This is a genomic window from Alphaproteobacteria bacterium SS10, from assembly GCA_019192455.1.
In the GTDB taxonomy this organism is placed as follows: Bacteria; Pseudomonadota; Alphaproteobacteria; order TMED2; family TMED2; genus TMED2.
On the sequence record JAHCML010000003.1, the window covers coordinates 232763 to 247410 of the forward strand.

Below are 14648 nucleotides of genomic sequence, written 5' to 3' on the forward strand. Positions count from 1 at the left end.
AGCAGGCTAAGTGGAAAACGTAGGGCTGCAAAGCACTTTTTGCAGGTGCGAGGCGGCCTCACCCAGCGATCGACGCGTCTTGCAGCGATTAGGGGCTTTGACCCCATCATGACGGTACAGGCATAATCTTGGCACTTAAGTTGTGACGCGACGCGGGAACAGGGCATGTCGGCATTTGAATGGTTAAGCCAGATGGCGACCGGTGTTGGTCTCGCCCTATCTGGTCAGGCGTGCCCATTGCCACCGGTTGACCCGGTGGTGATTGTGCGCCCGCTTGAGCGCCCAATGCAAAGCGACTTCACCAAACCCTCCGCCGCGCTGGCCCAGGTGGCACAAAGCCAGATTACGGCACCGGTGACCGGCACCCAGGCGGCGCTGGGCGGTATGATGACGGTTGAGCTGACGGCGGATACCCGGGTTCAGTTTGGTGGCGCTGATGCCCGAAAGGGTGAGGGCGCCTGCATCTGGGCATCCCGGGTTGAGGTTGATTTGATCCTGCAGGGTACGCTGTACGTTAACGCGATGTATCAACCGGGCAGTTGCATGCATGATGCCATCGCAGAACATGAGTTAGAGCACTATCAGCAAAGCCAGCAGGTTGTGCTTCAAGAGCTTTCAAGCGTACAGCGTACGGCAATGGCTAAGGTTGATGAGATTGGGGTTGTTGGCCCCATGCCGCCTGAGGCTGCACGCCAACAGGGCAAGCCAATTGGCGATGCCATCACCGCCGCCGTTCAAGCTGAGATCAACCGGCTAAACATCCAACAGCAAGAGCTTCACGCGGCCCATGACAACGCGATCGAGAACCTCGAGACGCTTACGGCGTGTCGCGAGGGTGGTGGCTATGTTCACCAGGCCCCCGACCTCCAAAGCCTGATCGACGCAGTTGGTGAGGATGGCTGAGTGACTGCGTGGATCGCCGGTTTAGGTCTTTTGACAATTGGCATGGTCATGGTCCCGGGCGCCCAGGCAAAAGCGCAGGGAACATTCACCTGCCCTGAAACGCCGGCGGCAACCTACACTCTCGCCATCGATAGCCAAGACGTACAGATCATCGAAAATGCGGGGCCAGAGCAGCTGCGGGGCCTGTATGATCAACACAACCGCGCCCATGGCCATTACGGCAGCAGCCCCGCCGATAACCAGCATGCCGTGATTGGCGGCCTGCACCATGGCGAACTTCGCCTGCGCAGTGAGATTAAGATGCTGCAGGCCACACGGTCGGATTCATCAATGGCCTGTCTTGGTGTTCAAGTGCTTGAGCTGTCTTTGGTTTATAAGCCGGTGATTTACATCTCTCGGACTAAGCCCAGAGGCAGTTGCGAGTATCAGGCTGCCCTACAACATGAATATAAGCACCTGACAACCGACCTCAGAATTCTACGTGATTGGGTGCCTAGTTTACGAGATGCGGCAAAGGCCGGTCTCGATAAGGTGGCTCAGCCGATGCGGGTAAGGGCAACTGATCTGGCCCGGGCCAGGGATGACATTCAACGGCGGGTTGTGGCACCGCTCGATCGGGTGATGGATCAGGTGGAAGCAGAGCGTGATCGCCAGCAAAGTGCCATCGATACGCCGGAAGAGTATGAGAGGGTGGCGCGCCAATGTCCTTGAGAATGTTTGGGATCACAATCGCTGCGATGGCCTTGGCAGCAATCGGTGTAATGGCGCCCAGCCAAGCCCAGGCCAGCTGCTTGATGGATGGTGTGCCCCAGGCACGGGTGTTGCTAGACATCGCACCAACCCATACCAACACGACGCGAAGCTTTGACCAGCTAACCCGTATACCTAACAACACTCGGCTGGGCCTGACCGAGGGGCACCAGGTTGGCGGTCTGTCGGTGGGTGATATCCGGCTTGCCAGTCAGATTGAGTTTGGCAACTCAGTAAACTTCTTCTCCGGTGACACATGCCTTTGGGTTCGTGGCTTAACGATCAATATCTCGCTCGAACCTGTGATCTATATCGCCCGCGAGCTGCAGCGTGGCAGTTGCCGGTATCGAACTTTGTTAGAGCATGAGCAGCGCCATGTGGCCGCCGATCGTCGTCTGCTTGAAACCTATCAGAGCCGCATTGAGACAGAGCTAGGGCTTGCCCTGCTAGAGATGGGGGCAACCGGTCCCGTACCTGTCTCACTAGCATCACAAGTACAGCAGGAGCTTTCGGCTGAAGTGGGGCGTACGGTTGATGCGGCCATGGAAGAGTTTGCGCAAGCTAGAGACCGGGCCCAGCAGGCGATTGATAACCCAGCTGAGTATGCTCGTCTTAGCCGGGCTTGCAGCTAGGTTATCCCCTACTGATCAGTGGTGCCGAGGCGGTCTCGCAGGCCTGGCAGCCAGGGTTCATCGCCGTTAGCCTCAGCTAACAGCGCCTCCCAGCGCTCCCTGGCGGCATCCAATTTGCCCGCCTGCCATAGCGCCAGCCCAGCATAGAACCGCGCACCCTGTTGGTCCGGCTCAACCCGTAGGATGTCATCGATCAGATCAATCGCTTCCGGCGTTACCAGCCCTTCCTCACTGGCTATCAGCGCCTCAAGCTGGGCGAGCCTGAGGGCCGTATTGCCGCCGCTAAGATCTGCCGCCCGTGCAAAGGCGGCAGCGGCATCCCGGTGCCGTTGAAGTTGGGCCCAAGCCTGCCCCAATAACGCCCAGCCTGCCGCATCCCCTCGTTCATTGCCCAGATTGGCTGCCATCTCTTCGGCGGCAGCAACCATCATGGCCTGTTGGTTTAGGAAGCCCTGATCCCGGCCAGCGAGTGGCTGATCAGGTAAATCCGGGTTACCGGCCCAGAGATAGATGCCAATCGCAGCCAAGGGCACCGTGGCGATGATCACCATGCTAGCGGTTTTCTGACGCTTCAGTGGGGCCGCCACAACGGCACAAACCAAGGCAGAAATGACAGCGGCGGCAATCCAGAGGCTACACATATCAGGAACTACGCGGGTTTAACCGCGCCCCTCCCGTTGGTCATCTTCCTCCCATTGGTCGATCGGCAGCGGTGCTAAGACTGGTGCATTGGTGGCCCGTCGACGGAACCATAGGGTTGCCAACACCAGTAGCGTCAGGGCGGCTGGCAGGCCCCATAGTAGGTAGGTGCGTGTTGTCACCGGTGGGCTCAACAACACCCGCTCACCATAACGATCGATCAGCGCCGTGATAATTTCACTATCCTCAGCCCCGCCGGAGAGCTCACGACGGATGAACCGCTGCATATCTAGGGCGAGGGTGGCTTCTGAATCCGCAATGGATTGGTTGGCACAAACCACACAGCGCAGATCTTCAGCCAATGCCCGGGCCCGTTGCTCCAGCGCCGGGTCTTCCAGCAGTTCCTCTGGCGGTAGGGTGCCTGCCGCACTGTATTTTTGTCCGACAATGGGGCAAAAAAGTAGGCATAAGGCTATGAAAAATATAAGTGTCGTGTGCTTGTTCATCGAACGCTCTCTTGCTCGATCTGTGCAAGTACGGCATCCAATTGGTCGATCTGAATATCGGTGATTGGGCCCTGAAAGCGGAAGCGGATCATCCCGGCACGGTCGATGACGAAGGTTTCCGGCATACCGGTAATGCCAAAGCCAAGCGCCGCCTTGCCAAGCGGATCCAGCCCCGCGGCCTCGAAGGGATTTCCAGCCTTCACGAGGTAGTCGGCCGCCGCCTCTGGCCGATCACGATAGGCGATGCCGAATAGGGTGAGGTCGTCACGCCGGGCCAGGGCCATAAGGTAGGGGTGCTCAATCCGGCAGGGGGCACACCAAGACGCGAAGAAATTCACCATCTTAAATGGCGTCTCGCTAGACAGAACCGCGCCGATATCCAGGCCTTGGATCGGGCCATCGGCGTCTGTGCCATCGAGTGAGAATTCAGGTAAGGCGCGTTCCTGCAAGGTGGTATCGAGCTGACCGATGATCAGGGCGTCTGGTGCTGGTCGGCTTAGGGCAATCGCAAACCCGACAACCAAGAGCAATACCAGGGCAGCCGGTAGCCAGACCAGCAAGCGTCGCTCGGTCTTCACGGGATCGATGGGGGCTTCATCACTCATGTGACGGCCTCGCTAGCACCGGTGACGGCATCGGTCTTTGGTTGCGCCTTATGCTGAAACAGCCGGTCAGCCGCGGCGATCAGGCCGCCAAAGGCCATGATGAAGGAACCAAGCCAGATCAGCACGATCATCGGGTGATACTGCAGATGCAGTGACCACGCGGCGGCCGCATTGGTATTGCCAGGCTCAAGCGGGGCATTGACCTCATCCGGCTGGCCGAGGGTGGCATAGAGGTTGCCCCAGCCATCAAACCGGATTGCGGCCTCGGTCGTGCGCATCTGCGCGACCGGGTACCAGCGCTTCTCTGGCTCCAGGCTGAAGCCATCACCTTTTAACACGCCCCGATCGGCATCGTAATTCGGTCCATCGGCACGGCTCGCCCCATCAAACACTAGATTATGGCCGGCGAGGCTCACGGTTTGTCCGGGCTCAAGGCGCAGGATCTTTTCTTCACTCCACACGGCTGACCCCGCAATGCCCAGCACCATGACGCCAACGCCCAGATGGGCAATGGTCATCCCCTGCTGCCAGGCGGGCAGGTGCCAGCCCTTAGCGAGGCTTTGACCGGCGCGGTCCCACCATTGAATGGCGCTAGTGGCGATGATCCAGAAACCGGAGGCAAGACCCAGCCCAGCCAGTGCACCCCCCAAAGTCTCAGGTCGCACCACAGCGGCACCCAGCCCAAGGCAAATCAAGCCGGCCCAACGGAGGCGCTTCATCGCCGGGGCCAAAGTGGCCTGGCGCCAGGGTAGGAAGGGCGCAACACCAATGGCTAAGAGGAGCGGGGCAAAGATGGGCACCACGGTCGCCTCAAAATAGGGTGGGCCAACGGAGACGGGCGGCAGGTTGAGGATCTGAAGGAAGAGTGGGTACAGCGTACCGAGCAACACCACGGCACAGCTGAGGGCCAGTAAGAGGTTGTTGAGGATCAGTGCACCCTCACGGCTAACGGGTGCGAATTCCGGGTTTGGTGGCATCGCTTTGGCCTGGCCAGCGCGCCAGCCATAAAGAGCTAAGGCACCGGTCACCGATACACCGATCAGGACGAGGATCGCGGCACCCCGATCCGGATCCAGTGCAAAGGCGTGGACCGAGGTAAGCACGCCAGAGCGGACCAGAAACGTGCCCAGCAAGGACAAGGAGAAGGTTAGGATTGCCAGCAGGACGGTCCAACTGGCCATGGCCTGTCGCTTCGCCAGGACATGGATTGAATGCAAAAGGGCGGTGCCCGCCAGCCATGGCAGCAGGCTGGCATTCTCAACCGGGTCCCAGAACCACCATCCACCCCAGCCAAGCTCGTAATACGCCCACCAGGAGCCGAGGGAGATGCCGACGGTTAGGGCCGACCAAGCGACTAGCACGGGGCGGCCAGTGGCCCGGGCCCAGTCACGATCAATCTTGCCAATCAGAAGACCTGCGACAGCGAAGGCAAAGGCGCTCGCAAACCCGACATAGCCCAGATAAAGCAGCGGCGGGTGCAGCGCCAAGGCAGGGTCCTGCAGCAGCGGGTTCAGATCCTGACCATCAACCGGCGCTTCCAGCAGCCGGGAAAATGGGTTGGAGGTGGCAATCAACAGGATCAGAAAGCCGATCCCAAGCAGGCCATGCACGCCAACGCTAACGGTTCTCAGCGGTGGGTCCCCACGATCCCGGTCGGGTCGTCCAGCAACGGCAGCGCCGAAGGCAGCTAGCACTAGAACCCAGAGCAACAACGACCCCTCATGATTGCCCCAAACGCCGGCGATTTTATAGATCAACGGCTTGGCCGAATGGCTGTTCTGGGTCACGACCAATAGGGAAAAATCTGAGGTCACAAAGCTATAGGTGAGGCCGATAAAGGCGGTGGCGATGAGGCCGAATTGAAGCCAGGCGGCACGGCTCGCCGCCGCTGCCCTGGCGGCCCTTACACCCGCATCGCTAACGTTAAGGCTGGCAAGACCAGCCCAGGATTGAACCGCCGCCATGACAAGCGCCAGCACCAGTACAAAATGGCTTAGCTCGGCGATCATGGCTGCAGGGTCCCAGTGCTTTGCAGCTGGCCCTTGGGGCGATTGCGCTCTAGCGCGGCGGCAACCTCCGGCGGCATGTAGTTCTCATCATGCTTGGCCAGGATCTCATCAGACTGGAAGCGCCCTTCCGCATCCAGGCTGCCGATTGCGACGACGCCTTGCCCCTCACGGAACAGATCGGGGAGGATGCCGCGGTAGGTAACCGGGGTTGTGGCCTCGTAATCCGTAACGACGAAGTGGACCACCAGGCCGCCGGGTTCACGCTCAATCGAGTTATCCGCCACCATCCCGCCAAGGCGGAAATCGCGCCCAACGGGTAGGTCGGCGGCGGACAGGTCGGCGGGGCTGTAGAAGAAGGTGATGTTCTGCTCAAGCGCGGTGATGGCGAGCACGGCGGCCGCGCTGACAACCAAGGCACCAAGGCCTAGCCAGGCCATACGCTTGTGCTTGCCCTGCCATTTTGGCCCGGGCATGCGCTGCATGTCAGGGGAGTTTGCCGCACCGTTATCGAGCGTCATTTTGCCGGGGTCTCATCTTGACCGGCTGCCCTCATCCAACGACGCCGATACCGCCAACTCAACCCCAGCACGGCAAGCGTCACCACGCCGGTGACGGCATAGGCACTCCAAACATAGGCGGCGTATTGGTCCATGGTAGCGGTATGGGTCTTTGGTCAGCTCGAATTATGAGTGCTGCTTATGTAGGGCGAAAAACGCCGAAGGGCCAGGATTTGCGACCCTCTATCGCAACCGTGACCTATGCTTCGGTCACACCCGCAACCGCATTTGGGTTCATAGCGCGCCGCTGCATCCGCATTTCCCATCGGCGCCTCGCTAACTCCCCATCCAAGCGCATCAAGATGGCAAAGGCAGCAATGCACAGCATGCCAAGCGCCATAACAAGCAGTGGCCATAGCATGCTGCTGTGAATGGCCGGGCTGTCCAGGCGGGTGATGCTGGCCGGTTGATGCAGGGTGTTCCACCAATCAACGGAGAACTTGATGATCGGCAGGTTAATCGAGCCGAGCAGGACCAGAATACGGCCCGCGCTATCGCCGCGCTGCGGTTGGTCGAACGCATCCACCAGGCCGACAAAGCCGAGATAAAGGAAGAACAGGATCAGGACCGAGGTGAGGCGAGCATCCCAGACCCACCAGACACCCCAAATCGGTTGTCCCCAGATCGCACCGGTGATGAGGCAAAGCGCCGTAAAGGCGGCACCAACCGGCGCTGCGGCCCGCATATAAAGGTCGGCCAAGGGATGACGCCAGACATAGCCAGCAATCGCCGCCATGGCCATGGAGCTATAGATCCCCATGGCCCACCAGGCGGCGGGCACATGCACATACATTATCCGCACCGTGTCACCCTGTTGGTAATCCGGCGGGGAGGCAAACAGCGATAGGTAGAGACCCACGCCAATCAGGCCGAGCGCACCTAAACCGAAAATCGGCTGCAGGACGCGGCTGATACGCTGAAAACGGGCTGGGTTGGCGAAGCGGTGCATGGGGTCTGTTATCCGTCGATCTTGCACGCAAAATGGCGTGGTGCAGGCCGGGATACAAGGCGGAACCGGTCGATATGGGTGGTGCGCATGGTCACGCCCCCTCCCGGATCAGGGCGCGGAGGCCAGCGGCACCGGCCATGATCGCGATCGGCACACTGCCCAACCAGAACGCGACCAACACCTGCCATTCACCGAAGGCTGGCTCCCCTGCCAACACCTGCCGTAGGGCGGCAGCACCAAAGATCAGAACTGGCAACTGCAAGGGGAAGAGCAGCAGCGCCAGTAAGGCACCGCCATGCCGGGCACCTGCTGTTAGCGTAGCGGCAGCCAAACCGGTGGTGATTAGGCTGGGTGCGCCAAGGGCAATGGTTATGGCGCCGGCAACCATCGCGTCACCCGGCACCGCCATCAGGGCAAAGATCAGCGGCGAGGCAATGACCAGCGGTACAACGATGCTGATCCATCCGGCGACAATCTTGGATGCGATGATCAGCTCCGCCGTGGCACCGCTGAACAGCAGGGGCTCAATCAAGCCATCCCGGTGGTCGATACGGATGGCCCGCTCACTGGCCAGCATTACCGACAATAGGGCAGCGATCCAGATCAGGCCGGGTGCCACGCCGCGCAGCACATTGCTCGCCGGGCTAAGGCCAAGCGGCGCCAGGGTTAAGATCAGGAAATAGAAGGCCAAGACGGTGGCGAGGTCCCCACGACGACGCCATTGCCGAACCAGCTCAAACCGGGTCAGGGCGAACAGGCTTTGCCACCAGCTTGGTTGTGTTGGGGCGCTGATCATGCGGCCTGTCCCCCGACCTGCGCAGGCTGATTAAGCTGGATGCGGTTCCAATGATCCTGTGGCCAATCCTCATGGCTCGCCATGACAATCAAGCCGCCAGCCTGGCAGTGCTGTTCAATTGCTTGGCCTAGTATCTCCCGGCCCTGGCTATCCAGGGTGACCGCTGGTTCATCCAGCAGCCAGACCGGTTTCGGGTTTAGGCAAAGTCGGGCCAGATCAACCCGACGTCTCTGCCCGGCCGACAGGTATTGGGTTGGCAGATCGGCAAGTTCGGCTAGGCCCCATTTGTCCAGCTGTGCTGTGACAACCTGGTTGCCAACGGGGCCGTGAAGGCGCGCCATCTGATTTAGGATTTCCGCGCTGTTGAGACCTGGTGGCAAGCCCGGCGTGACGGGCAGCCACCCGACCATGGTCAACCAAACTGGTTCGAAGGGCATTACCGCCTTGGTTTGATCACTGGAGAGCGTCTCACTGACATCGCCGCCCATTACCGGCAAAAGGCCGGCCAGCACGCGTAGCAGGCTGGTCTTGCCCACGCCGTTCGGTCCTTGGATCAGGGTCACCGATCCGGCCTCAAATCGCAGATTGAGCGGCGCGGTTAGCGCGAGCCCACCCCTGCAAATCACTGCCTGGTCGAGGGTGATCGCCGGTTTGCTGCTTGATGCTGTGGCCGCCGGGGCGGTTGGGTCGGTCATGTGGTTGGGCGAGTGGCCAGGCTGGAAATTGAAGCCGGAGGATTAGCACAGATTTCGCCCTAACCAAGAGTAGTGCGGCGCCAAATAACCATTCGGCAACCAATACACCTCTACCCTTGGTGCAGAACCAGGATGGCGTAATCCCCCACCACCGCCTGGTCAGGAGTTTGTTGTCATGACTGACACCGCTGAACCCGGCAGCTTTGAAGCGCAAGAGGGCGCCACGGGCGAGGCCCCGGCACCGGCCGATGATCAACCCTTGATCGGGACCCCAGAGCGGGTCACCGATGATGCTTTCGCCTATGAGGAGCAGCCCTTAACTAAGACCTCGCCGGTTGACACTGGAGTTATTGAGTCTGTCCTCAAAGGATTGGGCGTGGGCTTCGTCCACCGCGTGTTTCCCGATCCGGTCCGTGACCCGAAGCAGGTTGCCTTACGCCTGCGGGCAGGGGTTCGGCAGATCAACCGAACCCTAGTGCTTCGTGGCCGTCGCAGTGGCGAGGGGTTTCTGTTCATCATTAATGGCCGGAACCAGGTCAGCCTACGCAAACTGATGCGGGCAACGGGCGAGGAGTTTGAGAAGCCAGACGCCAAGTTCATGAAAGAGATTGTTGGCTACTTGCCCGATGGGGTTCCGCCCTTTGGGCACCGGCATAAGCTGCGCGTCTATGCCGATAAGGATGTGATGAGCTTCCACAACGGGTGGTTTCCCTGTGGCTCGTCCCGGGTCTGGATGTTCCTGCGCACCGATACGATGTTGGATGCCAGCGAGGGCAAGCTGATCGACCTTAAGACCGTGCCAGCCAAGAAGATGACCGGTTAAGGCAGATCAATCGTAGCTACGCACATCATCGATCACTTTGCCATCATTGGGCAGGCTGCCCGGCTCTACGATCTCGACATTGCCCTTTAGCTTTACGATGGCCGCTAGGTTGTCAGTGACCGCGCTTGCGATCCCGGCATCCGCAGCCTCAACCTTGAGCGTCATGACATCGGTGCCGTCACCACGATCAACGACCAGTCGGGCTTTCCCGATGCCGTCATGGCGCTTGAGAACTTCCGCAATCTGCTCTGGGCGGACAAACATGCCTTTGACTTTGGTGGCCTGATCGGCGCGGCCCATCCAGCCCTTAAGCCGCATATTCGTGCGGCCGCATGGGCTATCACCGGCCATGACGGCGGAGAGATCACCAGTGGCAAAGCGGATTAGCGGGTAGGCCGGGTTAAACAGGGTCACCACAACCTCACCAACCTCACCCTCGGCAACTGGGTCGCCGGTGCCGGGGCGCACGATTTCAACCAACGCGCCCTCATCACACACCAACCCCTCGCGGGCTGGGGTTTCATAGGCGATCAAGCCCAGATCGGCGGTGCCATAGTTTTGGTAAACCGCGACGCCGCGCGTCTCATACCAGGCTTTCACATCGGGCATGAGCGGGCCGCCGCCGACAGAGGCTTTGACCAGGCTGCTGGTGTCGAGCCCAAGCTCATCACCCTTCTCCAGGATCACCTTAAGATAGTCTGGTGTGCCCGCATAGCCGCTGCATTTCAAATGCGCCATGGCCTGCGCCTGACCTTCGGTATTACCGGTGCCAGCCGGGAAAACCGGGCAGCCCAGCGCCTTGGCTGCATCGTCGAACAGGAAGCCCGCCGGGGTGAAATGATAGGCAAAGCAGTTATGGACGATATCGCCGGCCCGGAACCCGGCGGCGTACAGTGCACGGGCAAAGCGCCAGAAATCTGGTTGGTCACCCTGTGGCTCATAGATCGGGCCGGGGGAAGAGAAGACGCGGCGGATCTGCTCAAGCGGTTGCCCGTTAAAGCCACCCAGCGGTGGCGCGCTCGACTGCCGCTCGGTTAGGTCGCTTTTTCGTGTCACGGGCAGCTTGGCAAGGGCCGCACGGTCGGTGACCGAGGCCGGGTCCACATCGGCCAGCATGTCGGCATAGGCCGCACTATTCGCCTTGGCATGGGCCACCTGATCGGTGAGGGCGGCCATCAATCTGGCCTCACGCTCGTCATGGCTACGGGTTTCGAGCGCGTCGTAATGAGCGTCGGTCATGGGGCAGGTCTCTATCGTTTAATGGTCGGTAGGCGGCTTAGGTCAGCCAGCGCTTGCGGCGCTTGTAGTTCTTTACGTCGCGGTAGTTCTTCTTACCGGTCGAGGACACGCCGAGATAGAACTCCTTCACATCCTCATTCTCGCGCAGCTCTTTCGCCTCGCCATCCATCACCACCCGGCCATTCTCGAGGATGTAGCCGTATTGTGCGTATTTCAGCGCGACATTGGTGTTCTGCTCAGCAAGGAGGAAAGTAACGCCCTCTTTTTCGTTCAACGCTTTGACGATCTCAAAGATTTGTTCCACCAGCTGCGGGGCAAGGCCCATGCTGGGTTCGTCAAGCAGGATGATGTTCGGCTTTGCCATCAGGGCACGACCGATCGCCGTCATCTGCTGTTCACCGCCGGAGGTATAGCCGGATTGGCTTTTCCGCCGCTCTTTGAGGCGCGGGAAGTAGTTGTAGACCATCTCCAGATCGGCATTGATCTGGCCCCGGCCAACGCTGCGGGTATAGGCACCGGTCAGGAGGTTTTCCTCAACCGTCAGGTGCTCAAAACAGTGGCGACCTTCCATCACTTGGATGACGCCGCTCTTCACCAAGTCATTGGGGGTCAGGGTATCGACCCGCTGGCCGCTGAAGGTGATGGAGCCTTTGGTAACCTCACCGCGTTCCACGCGTAGGAGGTTGGAAATCGCTTTCAGTGTTGTGGTCTTACCTGCGCCATTGCCGCCGAGCAGGGCAACAATCTGGCCCTTATTCACAGCGAGTGACACGCCCTTCAATACTAGGATCACGTGGTCATAAATGACCTCGATATTGTTAACCTGAAGCAGGGCATCGGGTGCCACCTCTGCTGGGTTCGAATGTCCCACATGTTTGGTCGCTGTTTCGGCCATGGCCTGGCAACTCCGCTAATCAGGTTCGTTTTGGGTAAAACAGCCGGGGCGATGGGGCACCGCCCCGGCTGAAGAAGTTTGGATCAGCTGCGCTTACGAGGTGCAGCGGTCGAGGGCGATGCCCTTCTCGTTGGCATATTGCTCAGCGGATGCCTCATAGAGGCCGCGGATTAGATCGCCATTTGGCTCAATCCAGTCGGAGACAACCTCCCACTCAGAACCGTTCCATTGCTGGACGAGAAGCTGGCCGCCACCTTCGTGGTCGGTGCAGCTCAGTTGGATTGGCTTCATCATGCCATCGAAACCGGCACGCTCGAGGGTAGCCTGATCAATGTTCAGGTTCTCAAAGCCCCAGCGAACTTGCTCACCGGTGAGTGCCTTATCGCCATAACGGCCCATGGCGGTCCGGATGGCTTCGGTGATGATGAACATGTTGATCAGGCCGCGGTTGTAGAGAACCTCACCAACCTGATCTTCTGGACCGGTGCCTTGGCCCTTGGCGTAGACATGGGTCAGGATGTCCTGCACCACGCCGAAGTCCTGGCCAACACCGTGGAAGTTACCAGCCTTGTAGCCGATGGCTTGGTCGCCCGCTGGGCGCACATCCACCTCAGAGCCGGACCACCAGACACCGATGAAGCGATCCATTGGATAACCGACGGCGGACGCTTCCTTGATGGCAGTGGCGTTCATCACGCCCCAGCCCCACATCAGGGTCCAGTCAGGCTTCACCCGACGGCCGATTTGTAGCCAGGTTGATTTCTGCTCCAGACCTGGGTGCGACACCGGGTGCAGGGTCAGCTTAAAGCCATGCTCTTCAGCCAGCAGCTCAAGGGTCTTGATCGGCTCTTTACCGTAAGCACTGTCGTGATAGACCAGCGCGATTTTCTTACCGTCCAGATCACCGTAACCGCCTTCTTGCTGGGCGATATAGTTGATCATGGCATCAGCCTGCGCCCAGTAGGTGGTGGGCGAGGTGAAGACATAGGGGAAGACCCGACCGTCAGACGCATCGGCGCGGCCATAGCCCATCGAGAAGACCGGAATCTTGTCGTTGGTGGCACGCTCGATCAGCGCATAGGTAATGCCGGTTGAGAACGGGAAGAACGCTGCGGCACCGGTTGGGCCGTTATTCTTCAGACGCTCATAGCACTCAACGCCGCGGTCGTTGTTGTACTGGGTTTCACACTCTTCCCAGGTCATCTTGACGCCGTTGATGCCGCCGTCACGCTCGTTCAGGACCTTCAGGTAGTCCTGGAACGCGTCAGCTAGCGGGATGCCGTTCGGCGCATAAGGGCCGGTGCGGTAGACCATCAGCGGGATGAACATCTCATCCTCAGCCTGGGCGACGGCTGGCTGTGATGCCCAGAAGGCACCGGCACCGATAACGGTGGCGACAGCCAGCGCGGTTAAACGCTTAAAGTTCATGCTCGTTTTCCTCCCATTTGGTTGACGAGGCTTAAACACTCTTGGGGGACCTGTGTTTGTCCCCATGACCCGGTTTTGTCGGTTGCCGCGGTCCCAGCGGCCGTCATGAGGTATTGGTAAAAACGCTCTAAAGCTGGGCCTTTAATGCGGGAATGGCCAAAGCCGCAGCTTCTCCTTCCCGATTTGCCAAAGCCTGGCCATGCCATGGGGCTCGGCAATCAGAATGATGATGATCAGGGCGCCCAGCACCATGAACTCGATATGTCCCAATAGGGCGGTGTCCATAACGATGCCAACGGCGGCCGGTGCCTGGTTGATGATGATCGGCAAAAGCACGATGAAGGCGGCACCAAGGAACGAGCCCAGGATGCTGCCCAAGCCGCCGATGATCACCATGAACAGCACTTGGAATGACCGGTTGATGTCAAAGGCCAGCGCCTCCACCGAAGAGGTGTAGACAAATGCCCAAAGGGCACCAGCGACACCAATGTAGAAGGAGCTGATGGCAAAGGCGGAGAGCTTGGCCGCCATCGGGCGGATGCCAATAATCTCAGCGGCGATATCCATGTCGCGGATCGCCATCCAGGTCCGGCCAATGCGTGAGCGGACCATGTTCTTCGCCAGCAGTGCCAGCACACACACTACGCCCAGCGCGAAATAGTAGCGATCCACGGGGGTGGCTGAGGAACCGGTGACGGCGAAGCCCGGCAGAACCTCACGCGGCGGGGCGGAGATCACGCCAGACGGGCTGAAATTCGTCCACCAATCGACCTTGTTAAACATCCAGATCAGGAAGAACTGCGCGGCCAGTGTGGCCACTGCCAGATAGAAGCCCTTAATCCGCAAGCTGGGCAGGCCAAAGAACACGCCAACGGCGGCGGTACCGGCACCGGCCAGCAGGAAGACAAAGATGATGTTCAGTTCCGGAAAGGCGGTGGTGATCTTGTACGCAAAGAAGGCACCACAGGCCATGAACGCACCGGTGCCCAGGCTCAACTGCCCGCAATAGCCGAGCAGGATATTGAGGCCGAGTGCCGCGAGCGAGAACACCAGGAATGGCAGCATCAGCGAGGATAGGAAATAGTCGCTGGCGAAGGCTGGGATCACGCCAAAGGCGATGGCCAGAATGATCGCGATCCCGATCTTATCCTGCAGGATTGGGAAGATTGCCTGATCGGCGGCGTAGGTGGCCTTGAACTGGCCGGCTTCACGATAAAACATG

General features: G+C 59.8%; 17 protein-coding genes. 4 read left to right on the top strand and 13 right to left on the bottom strand.

The annotated features are described in order from the left end of the window. Positions 1–165: 165 nt before the first annotated feature. The 3 genes from KI792_01560 to KI792_01570 are packed head-to-tail and all read left to right on the top strand — an operon-like array spanning position 166 to position 2285. Positions 166–903 (top strand): hypothetical protein, encoded by a 738-nt coding sequence (locus KI792_01560; protein ID MBV6631700.1) that lies wholly within the window; start codon positions 166–168, stop codon positions 901–903. 42 nt (positions 904–945) lie between these two features. After that, positions 946–1614: a hypothetical protein gene (locus KI792_01565; protein MBV6631701.1), complete on the top strand. Its 669-nt coding sequence runs from the start codon at positions 946–948 to the stop codon at positions 1612–1614. Next, a complete protein-coding gene (locus tag KI792_01570; protein ID MBV6631702.1) occupies positions 1605–2285 on the top strand; it encodes a hypothetical protein in 681 nt (226 codons plus the stop codon). Before KI792_01565 ends, KI792_01570 begins: the two co-directional genes overlap by 10 nt. 8 nt (positions 2286–2293) lie before the next feature. On the opposite strand, the gene KI792_01575 is transcribed toward KI792_01570, so the two are convergent. The 9 genes from KI792_01575 to ccmA form a co-directional block, all read right to left on the bottom strand. Continuing rightward, on the bottom strand, positions 2294–2926 hold the full coding sequence (locus tag KI792_01575; GenBank protein MBV6631703.1) for a hypothetical protein: 633 nt from the start codon (positions 2924–2926) through the stop codon (positions 2294–2296). Between the two features lie 18 nt (positions 2927–2944). Next, a complete protein-coding gene (locus tag KI792_01580) occupies positions 2945–3430 on the bottom strand; it encodes a cytochrome c-type biogenesis protein CcmH (GenBank protein MBV6631704.1) in 486 nt (161 codons plus the stop codon). Next, positions 3427–4035 (bottom strand): redoxin family protein, encoded by a 609-nt coding sequence (locus tag KI792_01585; GenBank protein MBV6631705.1) that lies wholly within the window; start codon positions 4033–4035, stop codon positions 3427–3429. The genes KI792_01580 and KI792_01585 overlap by 4 nt, the downstream gene beginning before the upstream one ends. After that, the gene (locus tag KI792_01590; GenBank protein ID MBV6631706.1) at positions 4032–6044 is read right to left on the bottom strand and encodes a heme lyase CcmF/NrfE family subunit; all 2013 of its coding nucleotides are present in this window, start codon (positions 6042–6044) and stop codon (positions 4032–4034) included. Before KI792_01590 ends, KI792_01585 begins: the two co-directional genes overlap by 4 nt. After that, on the bottom strand, positions 6041–6517 hold the full coding sequence (gene ccmE / locus KI792_01595) for a cytochrome c maturation protein CcmE (protein ID MBV6631707.1): 477 nt from the start codon (positions 6515–6517) through the stop codon (positions 6041–6043). The genes KI792_01590 and ccmE overlap by 4 nt, the downstream gene beginning before the upstream one ends. 41 nt (positions 6518–6558) lie before the next feature. Then, positions 6559–6696: a heme exporter protein CcmD gene (ccmD, locus tag KI792_01600; GenBank protein ID MBV6631708.1), complete on the bottom strand. Its 138-nt coding sequence runs from the start codon at positions 6694–6696 to the stop codon at positions 6559–6561. A gap of 104 nt (positions 6697–6800) precedes the next feature. Continuing rightward, entirely contained in the window at positions 6801–7550 is a 750-nt protein-coding gene (locus KI792_01605; protein ID MBV6631709.1) for a heme ABC transporter permease, read from the bottom strand. Positions 7551–7641: 91 nt separating this feature from the next. Beyond that, entirely contained in the window at positions 7642–8346 is a 705-nt protein-coding gene (locus tag KI792_01610; GenBank protein ID MBV6631710.1) for a heme exporter protein CcmB, read from the bottom strand. Beyond that, positions 8343–9041, bottom strand: a complete 699-nt coding sequence (gene ccmA, locus KI792_01615; GenBank protein MBV6631711.1) for a heme ABC exporter ATP-binding protein CcmA — start codon at positions 9039–9041, stop codon at positions 8343–8345. Before ccmA ends, KI792_01610 begins: the two co-directional genes overlap by 4 nt. A gap of 175 nt (positions 9042–9216) precedes the next feature. Here ccmA and KI792_01620 point away from each other — a divergent pair, with 175 nt between their 5' ends. Continuing rightward, entirely contained in the window at positions 9217–9864 is a 648-nt protein-coding gene (locus tag KI792_01620) for a hypothetical protein (GenBank protein MBV6631712.1), read from the top strand. Between the two features lie 6 nt (positions 9865–9870). On the opposite strand, the gene KI792_01625 is transcribed toward KI792_01620, so the two are convergent. The 4 genes from KI792_01625 to KI792_01640 form a co-directional block, all read right to left on the bottom strand. Next, positions 9871–11103 carry an AMP-binding protein gene (locus KI792_01625; GenBank protein MBV6631713.1) on the bottom strand — a complete coding sequence of 411 codons (1233 nt, stop codon included), beginning with the start codon at positions 11101–11103 and terminating at the stop codon, positions 9871–9873. 37 nt (positions 11104–11140) lie between these two features. Next, on the bottom strand, positions 11141–11998 hold the full coding sequence (locus KI792_01630; GenBank protein MBV6631714.1) for an ABC transporter ATP-binding protein: 858 nt from the start codon (positions 11996–11998) through the stop codon (positions 11141–11143). 93 nt (positions 11999–12091) lie between these two features. After that, positions 12092–13426: an ABC transporter substrate-binding protein gene (locus KI792_01635; GenBank protein ID MBV6631715.1), complete on the bottom strand. Its 1335-nt coding sequence runs from the start codon at positions 13424–13426 to the stop codon at positions 12092–12094. Positions 13427–13567: 141 nt separating this feature from the next. Further along, positions 13568–14647, bottom strand: a complete 1080-nt coding sequence (locus tag KI792_01640; GenBank protein MBV6631716.1) for a branched-chain amino acid ABC transporter permease — start codon at positions 14645–14647, stop codon at positions 13568–13570. Position 14648: the final 1 nt, after the last annotated feature.

Excerpts from the sequence above, each read along its gene's own strand:
- KI792_01560 (MBV6631700.1), top strand. The coding sequence starts at position 166 with ATGTCGGCATTTGAATGGTTAAGCCAGATGGCGACCGGTGTTGGTCTC.
- KI792_01565 (MBV6631701.1), top strand. The coding sequence starts at position 946 with ATGGTCATGGTCCCGGGCGCCCAGGCAAAAGCGCAGGGAACATTCACC.
- KI792_01570 (MBV6631702.1), top strand. The coding sequence starts at position 1,605 with ATGTCCTTGAGAATGTTTGGGATCACAATCGCTGCGATGGCCTTGGCA.
- KI792_01575 (MBV6631703.1), bottom strand. The coding sequence starts at position 2,926 with ATGTGTAGCCTCTGGATTGCCGCCGCTGTCATTTCTGCCTTGGTTTGT.
- KI792_01580 (MBV6631704.1), bottom strand. The coding sequence starts at position 3,430 with ATGAACAAGCACACGACACTTATATTTTTCATAGCCTTATGCCTACTT.
- KI792_01585 (MBV6631705.1), bottom strand. The coding sequence starts at position 4,035 with ATGAGTGATGAAGCCCCCATCGATCCCGTGAAGACCGAGCGACGCTTG.
- KI792_01590 (MBV6631706.1), bottom strand. The coding sequence starts at position 6,044 with ATGATCGCCGAGCTAAGCCATTTTGTACTGGTGCTGGCGCTTGTCATG.
- ccmE (MBV6631707.1), bottom strand. The coding sequence starts at position 6,517 with ATGCCCGGGCCAAAATGGCAGGGCAAGCACAAGCGTATGGCCTGGCTA.
- ccmD (MBV6631708.1), bottom strand. The coding sequence starts at position 6,696 with ATGGACCAATACGCCGCCTATGTTTGGAGTGCCTATGCCGTCACCGGC.
- KI792_01605 (MBV6631709.1), bottom strand. The coding sequence starts at position 7,550 with ATGCACCGCTTCGCCAACCCAGCCCGTTTTCAGCGTATCAGCCGCGTC.
- KI792_01610 (MBV6631710.1), bottom strand. The coding sequence starts at position 8,346 with ATGATCAGCGCCCCAACACAACCAAGCTGGTGGCAAAGCCTGTTCGCC.
- ccmA (MBV6631711.1), bottom strand. The coding sequence starts at position 9,041 with ATGACCGACCCAACCGCCCCGGCGGCCACAGCATCAAGCAGCAAACCG.
- KI792_01620 (MBV6631712.1), top strand. The coding sequence starts at position 9,217 with ATGACTGACACCGCTGAACCCGGCAGCTTTGAAGCGCAAGAGGGCGCC.
- KI792_01625 (MBV6631713.1), bottom strand. The coding sequence starts at position 11,103 with ATGACCGACGCTCATTACGACGCGCTCGAAACCCGTAGCCATGACGAG.
- KI792_01630 (MBV6631714.1), bottom strand. The coding sequence starts at position 11,998 with ATGGCCGAAACAGCGACCAAACATGTGGGACATTCGAACCCAGCAGAG.
- KI792_01635 (MBV6631715.1), bottom strand. The coding sequence starts at position 13,426 with ATGAACTTTAAGCGTTTAACCGCGCTGGCTGTCGCCACCGTTATCGGT.
- KI792_01640 (MBV6631716.1), bottom strand. The coding sequence starts at position 14,647 with ATGTTTTATCGTGAAGCCGGCCAGTTCAAGGCCACCTACGCCGCCGAT.